The following is a 14,522-nucleotide window of genomic DNA, read 5'->3' as shown; positions in this document are numbered from 1 at the left end:
CGCGCTGCTGCTTGCGGCCGGCGGGCGCAGCGGCGCGGCGGCGCAGGCAAGTCTCACCGTGAACGTGCCTCCGCCGGTCAGCGATAAAATCTACGGCGCGCCTCAGGCTCGCGGCCGGCCGATCGTTGTGATCGATGCCGGCCACGGCGGCCGCGATCCGGGTGCGACCAGCGTTTCCGGCGAGGTCAGTGAAAAAGACCTGGCGCTGGCGCTCGCCCGCGAGCTTCGGGACGATCTGGTGACGCGAGGCCGCGTGCGGGTGGCAATGACCCGAGAGGACGACCGTTACCTGTCGCTCGACGACCGGGCGGCGGTGGCGCGGCGGCTCAACGCGGCGATGTTCGTGTCGCTTCACCTCGACAGCGCCCCCAACCCGCTCGCCCGCGGCGCGACCGTTTACTCGCTGTCGGACGTCGCTTCGGACGCCGAAGCCGCGCGCCTTGCGGCCAAGGAGAATGGCGCGGCACAGGCCAGAGCTGTCAAAGGCTCGGTCGAAGCGATGCTCTCCGATCTCTCGATGCAGTCGCAGATGAGCGCATCGGCCGACCTCGCCGTGCGGCTCGTCCACAAGTCGGCTGGCCGTGTCGGGCTTCGGCCGAACCCGCACCGCTTCGCCTCTTTCCATGTGCTGCGCCGCGCCGAGGCGCCGGCGGTGCTGTTCGAAGCCGGGTACCTCAGCAATGCCGACGACGAGCTGCTGCTGCGCTCGCCCGAGCAAAGGGCGAAGGTCGCGCTGGCGCTCGCGCAGGCGATCGAAACCGACATTGCGGCGCGCAGCCGGCATTAACCGGCTTTCCGCACCAGTTCCTACAGGCTAGACGCAGCATCGAATGAAATTCGAGCGCCTGACTTTGCCGGGGTGGCAGCTTCCCGATCTCGTCGCATTCAACGAGAAGGTTCACGCATGGGTCGACCCGTGGTGGGCACACCGCTGGGTGCGGTGGGCCGTATGGGCCGGCGCGGCCCTGTTCGCGCTCGTTGCGGCGATGTGGATCTATTTCGCGTCGGGCCTTCCGTCTGCCCAGTCGCTGCTCGCCTACCAGCCGCCGTTGCCGACCAACGTGCGCGGCTACAACGGCGACCCGATCCAGACCTTCGCGCGAGAGCGCAGGGTCGATCTGTCGTTCGACGAATATCCGCCCGTCCTGGTGCAGGCCTTCATCTCGGCCGAGGACAAGACCTTCTTCCACCACCACGGTATCGACTACGGCGGTTTCACCAAGGCGGTGTTCAATTACGCCACGCATCTGGGCAGGGGCGGTCGGGTAGCGGGCGGCTCGACCATCACCCAGCAAGTCGCGAAATACCTGTTGCGCGACAGCAGCTACAATGTCGGGCGCAAGGCGCGCGAAGCGATTCTCGCATTCCGGCTCGAGGATACGCTCAGCAAGGAGCAGATCCTCGAGCTGTACCTCAATTCCATCTTCCTCGGCCGCAACGCCTATGGCGTGCAGGCCGCCGCGCGGGCGTATTTCGACAAGGACGTCGATGAGCTGAACCTGTCCGAGGCGGCCTATCTCGCCATCCTGCCCAAGGCGCCCTCCAACTATGACCCGGTGCGCGCGACCGAGCGGGCGCTCGATCGCCGCAACTACGTACTGCGCGAGATGTACCGCAACGGCTACATCACCGAAGACCAATGGCACTCGGCAGCTGCAACTCCGCTCGGCACGATCCGCTACGGAAGCAACGAAAAGTTCCGTCAGCAGGGCGGTTATTTCATGGAGGAGGTCCGGCGCGAGCTGATCAAGCAGTTCGGCGAGGATGCCGAGAACGGCCCGAACAGCGTCTACAGCGGCGGCCTGTGGGTGCGCACTTCGATGAACCCCGTGATGCAGGATGCCGCGGCCAATGCGCTCCGCGACGGGCTCGTCAAGTTCGGCGGGGGGACCGCGTGGAAGGACCTCGGGAAGAGCATCGATCTGTCCAAAGATTGGTCCGGCCAGCTCGACCGCGCGCCCGTCGGCACGGGTTACACGGACTGGCTGAAGGCAGTGGTTCTCGCCAAAAGCGACGGCGCGGCGACGATCGGCTTCACAAACGGCTCGAAGGGCACCTTGCCCGCGTCGGAGGCGTCAATGCCGGTGCGCGGCGAGGGTGGGCGCGCCTTCGACCGGCTCAAGCCCGGAATGGTCATCATCGTCAAGCAGGCCGCTCCGGGCACCTATCAGCTGCGCTCGGTCCCGGCGGTCTCCGGCGGCATGCTCGTCGAGGAGGTCCATTCCGGCCGGGTCCTCGCGATGCAGGGCGGCTTCGACGTCATCGGATCGAGCTACAACCGGGCGACTCAGGCGCTCCGCCAGCCGGGCTCGGCGTTCAAGCCGATCGTCTACGTGACCGCGCTCCAGAACGGCTTCACCCCGGCGACCATCGAGCTCGATGCGCCCTTCTGCGTTTGGCAGGGCGCCGGGCTCGGCCAGAAGTGCTTCGTCAACTTCGACCGCCGTTCTGCCGGCCCGCATACGCTGCGCTGGGGGCTCGAGCAGTCGCGCAACCTGATGACGGTCCGCGCCGCCTCGATCGTGGGCATGCCCAAGATCACCGACACCGCGCGCAAGCTCGGCGTCGGCGACTACGAGAATTACCTGTCGATGGCGCTTGGCGCTGGCGACACGACCGTGCTGCGCCTCGTCAATGCGTATGCCATCCTCGCCAACCAGGGTCGTTCGGTGAAGCCGACCACGATCGATTATGTCGAAGATCGCGACGGCAAGGTCATTTACCGGACCGACAATCGCTGCGCGTTGATGGGCAATTGCAGTGCGCCCGACTGGAACGGCGGGCCGATGCCGCGGCCGCCGAGCCGGACGCGGCAGTTGGTCGACGCGATGGCCGCGTTCCAGATGGTCCACGTAATGGAAGGCGTAATCCTACGCGGCACGGCAACGGTGTTGCGCGACCTCGACCGTCCGCTGTTCGGCAAGACGGGAACCACCAACGGGCCGACCAACGTGTGGTTCGTCGGCGGAACGCCCGACATCGTCGCGGGAGTGTATGTCGGCTACGACCAGCCGCACCCGATGGGCCATGCGGCGCAGGGCGGTCGGATCGCGGCGCCGATCTGGAAACAATGGGCGCTGACCGCGCTCAAGGATGAGCCGAAGGTGCCGTTCATCGCGCCTCCGGGCATCCGCTGGGTGCGGATCGACCGCAACACCGGCAAGCCCGTGTTCGGCACTTTCCCAACCAGCAACGACCCCAAGTCGCCGGTAATCTGGGAAGCGTTCCAGCCGCAGACGGAGGCCGTCCACAGCACGCACAGCACCTATGGCGATCCGTACGGGCCGCAATATCTGCAATTGTGGCAGCAGGCTGGACAGCAGGCAGCGCAGCAGGCGGCCGAGGGGAAGGAGGGGCACCCGGAGCCGTCGCCGGCAGAGCCGCGGCGTCCGACGTCGCCCGCGACCGTCTCCGAGCCTCGCGGCTTGCCAACCCAGAACACGCACTAGTAGCAGCTGCCGCCTGTATTCCTGCGAAAGCGGGAAGCCGGATTTTCTCTTCCAGGGACTGGGCACGAAGGAGTTCAAAGTGCGCGCCGAAGCGCAGGCCCACATCGACCAGATCAACGCCGCGACCGCGCTGCTGCGCCGTTTCCTCGACTGGGACCGTGCGCTCAAGCGGCTCGAGGAGCTGAACACCAGGGTGGAAGACTCGACGCTGTGGGACGACCCCAAAGCGGCGCAGGACGTGATGCGTGAGCGGCGCCGGCTCGAGGAAGCGATCGGAGCCACACAAACCCTCGAGCGCGAGCTCGCCGACACGTCCGAGTTGATCGAACTGGCCGAGAGCGAGGGCGACGACGCGATGGTCGAGGACGGGATCCGAAGCCTCGCCGAGCTCGCCGAGCGCGCCGACCGCGCCAAGGTCGCGGCGCTGCTCGCCGGTGAGGCGGATGCCTACAATGCCTATGTGGAGGTCAACGCCGGCGCTGGCGGGACCGAAAGCCAGGACTGGGCCGAGATGCTGATGCGCATGTACACGCGCTGGGCCGAGCGGCACGGGTTCAAGGTCGACATGATCGACCACCATTCGGGCGAGCAGGCGGGGATCAAGTCGGCGACGATTCTGGTGAAGGGCGAGAACGCGTACGGCAATCTCAAGACCGAGAGCGGCGTGCACCGGCTCGTCCGGATCAGCCCGTACGACGCGAACGCTCGGCGCCACACCAGCTTTTCCAGCGTGTGGGTCTACCCCGAGGTCGACGAGGACATCGACATCCAGGTCGAGGAGAAGGACCTCAGGATCGATACTTACCGATCGTCGGGCGCGGGGGGGCAGCACGTCAACACGACCGACAGCGCGGTCCGAATCACGCATATTCCGACCGGGATCGTCGTCGCCTGCCAGAACGAGCGTTCGCAGCACAAGAACCGCGCCTCGGCGATGAAGCAATTGAAGGCGCGGCTTTACGAGGCGGAGCTCCAGAAGCGCGAGGCGGAGGCGGATGCCGCCAATGCCGCGAAGACCGACATCGGCTGGGGCCACCAGATCCGCTCCTATGTGCTGCAGCCCTATCAGCTGGTGAAGGACCTGCGGACCGGCGTGACATCGACCGCGCCGAGCGACGTTCTCGACGGCGACCTCGACCGCTTCATGGCCGCGGCCTTGTCGCAGCGGGTGACCGGCGAAACCGTCGAAGTCGAGGATGTCGAATAGGATTGCCGCCGCGCTGGCGGCTCTGCTGTTGGTGGCGTGCGGCGCGCAGCCGCAGCCGCAGCAGCGTTTCCCGGCTGCGCAGCGCGACGTCGCGCCGATCGTCGGCGACACGTTTTCGACCGAGGACGCCCGCGACCGACTGGGCGAGGCGCAGCAGGTCATCCAGCTCGCCGGGGTGCGCCCCGGCATGTGGGTCGCCGACGTCGGCGCGGGACAGGGCTATTATACCGTGCGCTTGGCGCGGATTGTCGGCCCGAAGGGCCGGGTGCTCGCCGAGGACATCATGCCCGAAGTCACCGCCGCGCTCACCGACCGGGTCCAGCGCGAGCGGCTCGACAATGTCGCGGTGAGGCTCGGCACGCCTGACGACCCGTTGCTGCCGCCAAGGACATTCGACCGCATCTTCCTCGTCCACATGTACCACGAGGTAGCGTCGCCCTATGCGTTCCTGTGGCACATGCGCGAAGGGCTGAAGCCCGGCGGACTGGTGGTCGTGGTCGAGGCCGACCGGCCGGTGAAGCGCCACGGAATGCCGCCCGACCAGCTCAAATGCGAGCTCGCCGCGCTCGGTTTGTCGCTCGTCAGATCGGGCATGCTGACCGGCGGAGAAGCGTACTTCGCGGCATTCCGTGCGTCGGAGCCGCGGCCGGAACCCGAGGCGATCGAGCCCTGCAGATCCTAGAGGTAGCCGAGGCGCCTCAGGCTGGTGCATTCGTCGCCGGCGAAGACCAGATGATCGAGCAGCCTGCAACCCAGCGCTCCCGCCGCCGCCGCGAGCCGCCGCGTCGCCCTCAGGTCGGACTCGCTGGGCCGCGGGTCGCCGCTCGGATGGTTGTGGGCAAGCAGGATCGCCGCGCTTCCGTGCTGTGCCGCATCGACCACGATATTCCGGATAGGGAAAGCGACTCCGCCCACGTCGCCGAGGTGCCGTGAGAGGTGAAGGCAGCGTGCTTCGTCGTCGAGATGCGCGACCCACAGGCATTCCCGATCGCCACCTTGTTCGGCGAAGCAGTCCGAGAAGAAACGTCGGGCGGTGGCAAGCCCGGTGAGCTTTAGCGGGATTTCGGCACGCTGATGACGCACCGCAGTCTTGTAACGGGCGGCAAGGGCGCGGACGACACGAACCGCGTCGCTTTCGGCTTGAACTCAGTCCGTTCCGGATAATCCTGTGCGTCGCCGGGTGCGCTGTGAAAAACTAGCAGCAACCCCCTTCACACGCGCTGAAATAGGATTATATGGCCTTCATCCAAGAAATAGACGGCTCCGCCGCACGGTGACGTGCGCCCGGAGCTTTTCCCGTCCTCTCCGGGACAGGGTCCGGGTTGGCGCACGGACCGAACGCATTGGAGAGGGTGGCGGGACGGCGCTCCAAACATTGGCCGGCCGCGAGCCGGCAAACCAGGCGGAGCGCGGGCACCTGCGCGCCGCACAGCGCAGGGAAGCACATGGCCACCAAAGCGATCGACGCCCCCCGTAAGACCTCCAGCGGGCTCAAAACCAAGCAGCGGCGAATCCGCAAGATCTTCGGCAACATCCACGAGATTTCGGAAATGCCGAACCTCATCGAGGTTCAGCGCGAGAGCTACGAGCAGTTCCTCCGCTCGGACCCGAAAACGGGTTACGTATCGGGTCTTGAGAAGACGCTCCGCTCGGTGTTCCCGATCGTCGACTTTGCCGGGACGGCCCACCTCGATTTCGACCATTACGAGCTGGAACCGCCCAAGTACGACACCGACGAGTGCCGCCAGCGCGGGCTCACCTACGCCGCGCCGATGCGCGTCACGCTGCGCCTGACGACCTTCGAGATCGATCCCGAGACCGAGGCCAAGTCGGTCATCGATATCAAGGAGCAGGACGTCTACATGGGCGACATGCCGCTCATGACGATGAACGGCACCTTCATCATCAACGGCACCGAGCGTGTGATCGTCAGCCAGATGCACCGTTCGCCGGGCGTGCTGTTCGACCACGACCGCGGCAAGACCCACGCAAGCGGCAAATATCTCTTCGCGGCGCGGGTAATCCCGTACCGCGGCAGCTGGCTGGACTTCGAGTTTGACGCCAAGGACATCGTCAACGTCCGCATCGACCGCAAGCGCAAACTGCCGGTCACCGCGCTGCTTCACGCGCTTGGAATGACGAGCGAGGAGATCCTCAACACGTTCTACAGCCGCGTAATCTACACGCGCGGCAAGAACGGTTGGCAGATCCCGTACAGCGCCGAAGCGTGGCGCGGCCAGAAGCCGACCCACGACGTGGTCGACGCCGACACCGGCGAGGTCGTGTTCAAGGCGGGCGAGAAGATCACGCCGCGGCGCGCCAACCAGGCGGCCAAGGAGGGCCTCAACAATCTCATCATTCCGACCGAGGAAATCTACGGCCGTTATTCGGCTTACGACCTGATCAACGAGAAGACCGGCGAGATCTACATCGAGGCCGGCGACGAGGTCACTGCGGAGAACCTCGAGAAGCTCGACAAGGCCAAGGTGAACAAGCTCGAGCTGCTCGACATCGATTTCGTCAACACCGGCCCGTGGATGCGCAACACGCTCAAGGCCGACAAGAGCGAGGACGGCGACAGCGCGCTGGCAGACATCTATCGCGTCATGCGCCCCGGCGAGCCACCGACCCGCGAGACCGCGGACGCGCTGTTCTACGGCCTGTTCTTCGATCCCGAGCGCTACGACCTGTCCGCGGTCGGCCGGGTCAAGCTCAACATGCGCCTCGGCCTCGACGTCGAGGACACGGTGACGACTCTGCGCAAGGACGATATCCTCGCAGTCGTTCAGGAGCTGGTGAACCTCAAGGACGGCAAGGGCGAGATCGACGACATCGACAATCTCGCCAACCGCCGAGTGCGTTCGGTCGGCGAGCTGCTCGAGAACCAGTACCGCGTCGGGCTGCTGCGCATGGAGCGCGCGGTCAAGGAGCGGATGAGCAGCGTCGACGTGTCGACGGTGATGCCGAACGACCTCATCAACGCCAAGCCGGCGGTCGCCGCGGTGCGCGAGTTCTTCGGTTCCTCGCAGCTCTCACAGTTCATGGACCAGACCAATCCGCTGTCGGAAGTCACCCACAAGCGCCGCGTCTCGGCGCTCGGGCCGGGCGGCCTGACCCGCGAACGCGCCGGGTTCGAGGTCCGCGACGTCCACCCGACGCACTATGGTAGGATCTGCCCGATCGAGACTCCGGAAGGCCCGAACATCGGCCTGATCAACTCGCTCGCCAGCTTCAGCCGCGTCAACAAGTATGGGTTCATCGAAACGCCGTACCGCAAGGTCGTCGACGGCAAGGTGACCAACGACGTCGTCTATCTATCGGCGATGGAAGAGGCGAAGCACACCATCGCCCAGGCGAACGCCGAGCTGAACAAGGACAGCACGTTTGCCGAGGACATCATCTCGGCGCGGCGCAATGGCGAGTTCCTGATCGCTCCGCGCGAGCAGATCACGCTGATGGACGTCAGTCCCAAACAGCTGGTGTCGGTCGCCGCATCGCTCATTCCGTTCCTCGAGAATGACGACGCCAACCGCGCGCTGATGGGCTCGAACATGCAGCGCCAGGCGGTGCCGCTGCTCCAGGCCGAGGCGCCGCTCGTCGGCACCGGCATGGAGGAGACGGTGGCGCGCGATTCCGGTGCAGCAATCGCTGCGCGCCGCTCGGGTATCGTCGACCAGGTCGACGCGGCGCGAATCGTCGTCCGCGTCACCGGCGACCTGACGGCAGGCGAGTCGGGCGTCGATATTTACACCCTCATGAAGTTCCAGCGCTCCAACCAGAACACCTGCATCAACCAGCGCCCGCTGGTGAAGGTCGGGGATACGGTCGAGGCGGGCGAAATCATCGCCGACGGTCCGTCGACCGAATATGGCGAGCTTGCGCTCGGGCGGAACGTGCTCGTCGCGTTCATGCCGTGGAACGGCTACAATTACGAAGACTCGATCCTGATCTCCGAGCGGATCGTGAAGGACGACGTCTTCACCTCGATCCACATCGAGGAGTTCGAGGTGATGGCCCGCGATACCAAGCTCGGGCCCGAGGACATCACCCGCGACATCCCGAACGTCGGCGAGGAAGCGCTCCGCAACCTCGACGAGGCGGGCATCGTCTACATCGGCGCCGAGGTCGAGCCGGGCGACATCCTGTGCGGCAAGATCACGCCGAAGGGCGAAAGCCCGATGACTCCCGAAGAAAAGCTTCTTCGCGCCATCTTTGGCGAGAAGGCGTCCGACGTGCGCGACACGTCGCTTCGCCTGCCGCCGGGCGTGTCCGGGACAGTGGTCGAGGTCCGCGTCTTCAACCGCCACGGAATCGACATCGACGACCGGACGCGGGCGATCCAGACGGAGGAGAAGGAGCGGCTCAAGAAGGACGCCGACGACGAAAAGGGCATCCTCAACCGCGCAACCTTCTCGCGCTTAAAGGAGATGCTCATCGGGCAGGTGGCGACCGCCGCGCCGAAGGGCATCAAGAAGGGCTCGACCCTCGACGAGGCGACGCTCGACGGCGCGGAGCGCCACGAGTGGTGGAAGATCGCGGTCAAGGACGACAAGCGTCAGGCCGATCTCGAAGCGCTCAAGGCACAGTACGACGAGGCCACCGCGGTCATCAACCGGCGCTTCGAGGACCGGGTCGAGAAGCTCGAACGCGGCGACGAGCTGCCGCCGGGCGTGCTCAAAATGGTCAAGGTGTTCGTCGCGGTGAAGCGCAAGCTTCAGCCGGGCGACAAGATGGCTGGCCGGCACGGCAACAAGGGCGTGATCAGCCGCATCCTGCCGCAGGAGGACATGCCGTTCCTCGAGGACGGGACTCCGGTCGACATCGTGCTGAACCCGCTCGGCGTGCCTTCGCGCATGAACGTCGGGCAGATCTTCGAAACGCATCTGGGCTGGGCGTCGCGCGGCCTCGGCCGGCAGATCCAGGAGATGCTCGAAGGCATCCACGAGCGCGGCAAGGAGCTCACCGGCAAGGATGCCAAGGCACTTCGTGCGAAGCTCAAGGATATCTACGGCGACTCGTACACGAAGGAGATCGACAGCCGCGACGATGAGTCGATCGCCGAGCTCGCGTCGAACCTCACCGCCGGCATCCCGATGGGTACGCCGGTGTTCGACGGCGCGCGCGAGCCGGACGTCAGCGCCATGCTGGAGAAAGCGGGCCTCGACCCATCGGGCCAGGTCACACTCTTCGACGGGCGGACGGGCAACCCCTTCGACCGCAAGGTGACCGTCGGCTACATCTACATGCTGAAGCTCCACCACCTCGTGGACGACAAGATCCACGCGCGCTCGATCGGCCCGTACAGCCTCGTCACCCAGCAACCGCTGGGCGGCAAGGCGCAGTTCGGCGGACAGCGCTTCGGCGAGATGGAGGTGTGGGCGCTGCAGGCTTACGGGGCCGCGTACACGCTCCAGGAGATGCTGACGGTGAAGTCCGACGACGTCATCGGCCGCACCAAAGTCTACGAGGCGATCGTCAAGGGCGACGACACGTTCGAGGCCGGCATCCCGGAGAGCTTCAACGTGCTCGTGAAGGAAATGCGTTCGCTCGGCCTCAACGTCGAGCTCGACAGCATCGTCGATCCGGACGCCGAACCGGCCGCGCTGGCTGCTGAGTGACTGAACTCCCTCTCCCCACTCGTGGGGAGAGGGCCGGGGAGAGGGGCCTGTTCCCCTCTCCTTCGCCGCCTGACGGCGGCTCTTCCTCTCCCCACGAGTGGGGAGAGGGTCAAGAGGAAGAAAAAATGAACGAACTGACCAATTTCGCGAACCCGATCGCCAAGCCGGAGACCTTCGACGAGATCCGCATCGGAATCGCGTCGCCCGACAAGATCCGCAGCTGGTCCTTCGGCGAGATCAAGAAGCCGGAGACGATCAACTACCGCACGTTCAAGCCCGAGCGTGACGGCCTGTTTTGCGCGCGCATCTTCGGCCCGATCAAGGATTACGAGTGCCTCTGCGGCAAGTACAAGCGCATGAAGTACAAAGGTATTGTGTGCGAGAAGTGCGGCGTCGAGGTCACCGTCTCGAAGGTCCGCCGCGAGCGGATGGGCCATATCGAGCTTGCCGCGCCGGTCGCGCACATCTGGTTCCTGAAAAGCCTTCCGAGCCGCATCGGACTGCTGCTCGACATGCAGCTCAAGCAACTCGAGCGCGTGCTCTATTTCGAGAGCTATGTGGTGATCGAGCCCGGCCTCACCGCGCTCGAGAAGTACCAGCTTCTGACCGAGGACGAGTTGCTCGCTGCGCAGGATGAATATGGCGAGGACGCCTTCTCCGCCGGCATCGGCGCCGAGGCGGTACGCACCATGCTGATGGACCTCGACCTCGCCGGCGAGAAGGAAGTGCTGCTCAAGGAGCTCGCGGAGACCAAGTCGGAGCTTAAGCCCAAGAAGATCATCAAGCGCCTGAAGGTGGTCGAGAGCTTCCTCGAATCCGGCAATCGCCCGGAGTGGATGATCCTCGAAGTCATCCCGGTGATCCCGCCCGAGCTACGCCCGCTGGTCCCGCTCGATGGCGGCCGCTTCGCGACGTCGGACCTCAACGACCTCTACCGCCGTGTGATCAACCGTAACAATCGTCTCAAGCGGCTGATGGAGCTGCGCGCGCCGGACATCATCGTCCGCAACGAGAAGCGCATGCTTCAGGAAGCGGTCGACGCTCTGTTCGACAACGGCCGCCGCGGCCGCACGATCACCGGCGCCAACAAGCGTCCGCTCAAGTCATTGAGCGACATGCTTAAGGGCAAACAGGGCCGGTTTCGTCAGAACCTGCTCGGCAAGCGCGTCGACTATTCCGGCCGCTCGGTTATCGTCACCGGTCCGGAGCTCAAGCTGCACCAGTGCGGCCTTCCCAAGAAGATGGCACTCGAGCTGTTCAAGCCGTTCATCTACTCGCGCCTCGACGCCAAGGGTCTGTCGATGACACTCAAGCAGGCGAAGAAGTGGGTCGAGAAGGAGCGCAAGGAAGTCTGGGACATCCTGGACGAGGTGATCCGCGAGCATCCCGTGCTGCTCAACCGCGCGCCGACGCTCCACCGCCTGGGCATCCAGGCGTTCGAGCCGGTGCTGATCGAAGGCAAGGCGATCCAGCTTCACCCGCTGGTCTGCGCCGCGTTCAATGCCGACTTCGACGGCGACCAGATGGCCGTCCACGTTCCGCTGAGCCTCGAGGCGCAGCTGGAAGCGCGCGTGCTGATGATGAGCACCAACAACATCCTGTCGCCCGCGAACGGCAAGCCGATCATCGTGCCTTCGCAGGACATGGTGCTCGGCCTTTATTATCTCAGCCTCGAGAAGGAGGCTGAGCCGGGCGAGGGCATGATGCTGTCCGACATGGCCGAGGTCCACCAGGCGCTCGCCGCCGGCGCGGTCACGCTGCACACCAAGATCGTGAGCCGCGTCCCGCAGACGGACGAACAGGGCCAGACCTACATGAAGCGCTTCGAGACGACGCCGGGCCGGATGCTGCTCGGCGAGACACTCCCGAAGAGCCACAAGGTGCCGTTCGAGACGGTCAACCGCGTCCTGACCAAGAAGGAGATCGGCGACGTCATCGACATCGTCTATCGCCACACCGGCCAGAAAGAGACCGTGCTGTTCGCCGACGGCATCATGCAGCTCGGCTTCCGCCACGCGTTCCACGCCGGCATTTCCTTCGGCAAGGACGACATGGTCATCCCCAAGGCCAAGGAAAAGCTGGTCGAAGACACGCGCACGCTCGTCAAGGATTACGAGCAGCAGTACCAGGACGGCCTGATCACCCAGCAGGAAAAGTACAATAAGGTTATCGACGCCTGGAGCCGCTGCGGCGACCAGGTCGCGAGTGCGATGATGAAGGAGATTTCGGCGACTCCGAAGCTGCCCGACGGGCGCGAGGCGGACCTGAACTCGATCTACATGATGGCACACTCGGGCGCCCGCGGCTCGCAGGCGCAGATCAAGCAACTCGCCGGAATGCGCGGCCTGATGGCCAAGCCGTCGGGCGAGATCATCGAAACGCCGATCATCTCGAACTTCAAGGAGGGCCTGACCGTCCTTGAATATTTCAACTCGACCCACGGTGCCCGCAAGGGCCTCGCGGACACGGCGCTCAAGACGGCAAACTCGGGTTATCTGACCCGCCGTCTCGTCGACGTGTCGCAGGACGCGGTGATCATCGAGGAGGATTGCGGCACCGAGCGCGCGCTCGAGATGCGGGCAATCGTACAGGGCGGCGCAGTGATTGCGTCGCTCGCGGACCGCGTGCTCGGCCGCACCACGGCCGAGGACGTTGTCGATGCCAAGACGGGCGAGGTGGTCATTGCCGAGGGCGAGCTGCTCGACGAGGCAATGGTTGCGCAGATCGAGGCGATCGGCCTCCAGGGCGTGAAGATCCGTTCGCCTCTGGTGTGTGCCTCGAAGCAGGGCGTCTGCGCCAAATGCTACGGCCGGGACCTTGCGCGCGGGACGCCGGTCAACATCGGCGAGGCGGTCGGCGTGATCGCCGCCCAGTCGATCGGCGAGCCGGGCACGCAGCTGACGATGCGGACCTTCCACATCGGCGGCGCGGCGCAGCTCAACGAGCAGTCGAACCTCGAATCGCCTGTCGACGGCACGATCGAGTTCCGCGACATGCCGACGATCGTCGACCCGCGCGGCCGGCACCTGTCGCTGTCGCGTTCGGGCGAGATCGCGATCCTCGACATGGATGGCCGCGAACTGTCCACTCACCGCGTGCCCTACGGCGCGCATTTGCTGTGCGAGAGCGGGCATATCGTCACTCGCGGCGACCGCATCGCCGAGTGGGACCCGTCGTTCAGCCCGGTGATCACCGAGAAGGCCGGTACCGTGAAGTACCAGGACCTGATCGAGAATCGGACGATGACCGAGGTCGTCGACGAATCAACCGGCATCACGCAGCGCGTAGTCACCGACGACGCCGCCAAGTCGAAGAAGGAGATGCTCCATCCGCGCCTGACGCTGACCGGCGAAAAGGCGAAGGAAGCGGGCGTCTACCGGCTCGCTTCGGGCGCGATCGTCGCAGTCGAGGACGGCCAGCAGGTTGAGGCCGGCGAAGTGCTCGCGCGCATGCCGCGGGAAGCCGCGCGGACGCGCGACATCACCGGCGGTCTGCCCCGCGTCGCCGAGCTGTTCGAGGCGCGCAAGCCGAAGGAGAACGCGATCATCGCCAAGGTGTCGGGCAAGGTCACCTTCCTGCGCGACTACAAGGCCAAGCGGAAGATTGCGATCGTGCCGGAGGACGGCGGCGAGCCGGTCGAGTATCTCGTGCCCAAGTCGAAGATGATCGAAGTCCAGGAAGGCGACTTCGTGAAGCGCGGCGACAATCTGGTGGGCGGCTCACCCGATCCGCATGACATCCTCGAAGTCCTCGGCGTCGAGGCACTCGCGGAATATCTCGTGAGCGAGATCCAGGAGGTCTACCGGCTCCAGGGCGTGAAGATCAACGACAAGCACATTGAGGTGATCGTTCGCCAGATGCTGCAGAAGGTCGAGATCACAGACGGCGGTGACACGACGCTGCTCGCCGGAGAGCAGGTCGATCGCGACGAGATGGACGAGACCAACGCCGCGCTGGAGAAGAAGCAGAAGCCTGCGGAAGGAAAACCGGTGCTGCTCGGCATCACCAAGGCGTCGCTGCAGACCCGCAGCTTCATCTCGGCGGCCTCGTTCCAGGAGACCACGCGCGTCCTCACCGAAGCCGCGGTCCAGGGCAAGGTCGACACGCTGATGGGCCTCAAGGAGAACGTCATCGTCGGACGCTTGATCCCGGCGGGCACGGGTGCCGGCATGAACCGCCTGCGCGTCGCGGCTTCGTCGCGCGACACGGCGCTTCGCGCGGCTCAGCGCCGCATGGCCGAAGCGCTCG

Annotated in this window: 7 protein-coding genes; 6 read left to right on the top strand and 1 reads right to left on the bottom strand. The window is 65.4% G+C overall.

Going from position 1 to position 14,522, the window contains the following annotated elements:
- From GH737_RS07910 to GH737_RS07895, 4 genes are all read left to right on the top strand, one after another.
- The coding region (locus tag GH737_RS07910) for an N-acetylmuramoyl-L-alanine amidase family protein (RefSeq protein ID WP_155264298.1) at nt 1-787 on the top strand (787 nt) is incomplete at its 5' end.
- A gap of 43 nt (nt 788-830) precedes the next feature.
- Nucleotides 831-3,449: a penicillin-binding protein 1A gene (locus GH737_RS07905; protein ID WP_155264297.1), complete on the top strand. Its 2,619-nt coding sequence runs from the start codon at nt 831-833 to the stop codon at nt 3,447-3,449.
- A 79-nt stretch (nt 3,450-3,528) separates the two neighbouring features.
- Nucleotides 3,529-4,656, top strand: coding sequence for a peptide chain release factor 2 (gene prfB / locus GH737_RS07900; RefSeq protein ID WP_155264296.1), 1,128 nt, complete (start codon nt 3,529-3,531; stop codon nt 4,654-4,656).
- Nucleotides 4,646-5,338 (top strand): class I SAM-dependent methyltransferase, encoded by a 693-nt coding sequence (locus GH737_RS07895; RefSeq protein ID WP_155264295.1) that lies wholly within the window; start codon nt 4,646-4,648, stop codon nt 5,336-5,338. The genes prfB and GH737_RS07895 overlap by 11 nt, the downstream gene beginning before the upstream one ends.
- Here the strand turns inward: GH737_RS07895 and GH737_RS07890 are convergent.
- A complete protein-coding gene (locus tag GH737_RS07890) occupies nt 5,335-5,739 on the bottom strand; it encodes a JAB domain-containing protein (RefSeq protein WP_155264294.1) in 405 nt (134 codons plus the stop codon). The genes GH737_RS07895 and GH737_RS07890 overlap by 4 nt on opposite strands.
- Nucleotides 5,740-6,101: 362 nt before the next feature.
- Here GH737_RS07890 and rpoB point away from each other — a divergent pair, with 362 nt between their 5' ends.
- Nucleotides 6,102-10,274, top strand: coding sequence for a DNA-directed RNA polymerase subunit beta (gene rpoB, locus GH737_RS07885; RefSeq protein WP_155264293.1), 4,173 nt, complete (start codon nt 6,102-6,104; stop codon nt 10,272-10,274).
- Between the two features lie 125 nt (nt 10,275-10,399).
- Nucleotides 10,400-14,522, top strand: a 4,123-nt coding sequence (gene rpoC, locus GH737_RS07880; protein ID WP_155264292.1) for a DNA-directed RNA polymerase subunit beta', incomplete at its 3' end; no start/stop codon positions are given.

The sequence above is a fragment of the Sphingomonas segetis genome, assembly GCF_009720245.1.
GTDB lineage: Bacteria > Pseudomonadota > Alphaproteobacteria > Sphingomonadales > Sphingomonadaceae > Sphingomicrobium > Sphingomicrobium segetis.
The sequence above is the reverse complement of the archived record's forward strand: the minus strand, read 5'-3'. Positions and strand labels throughout refer to the sequence as shown.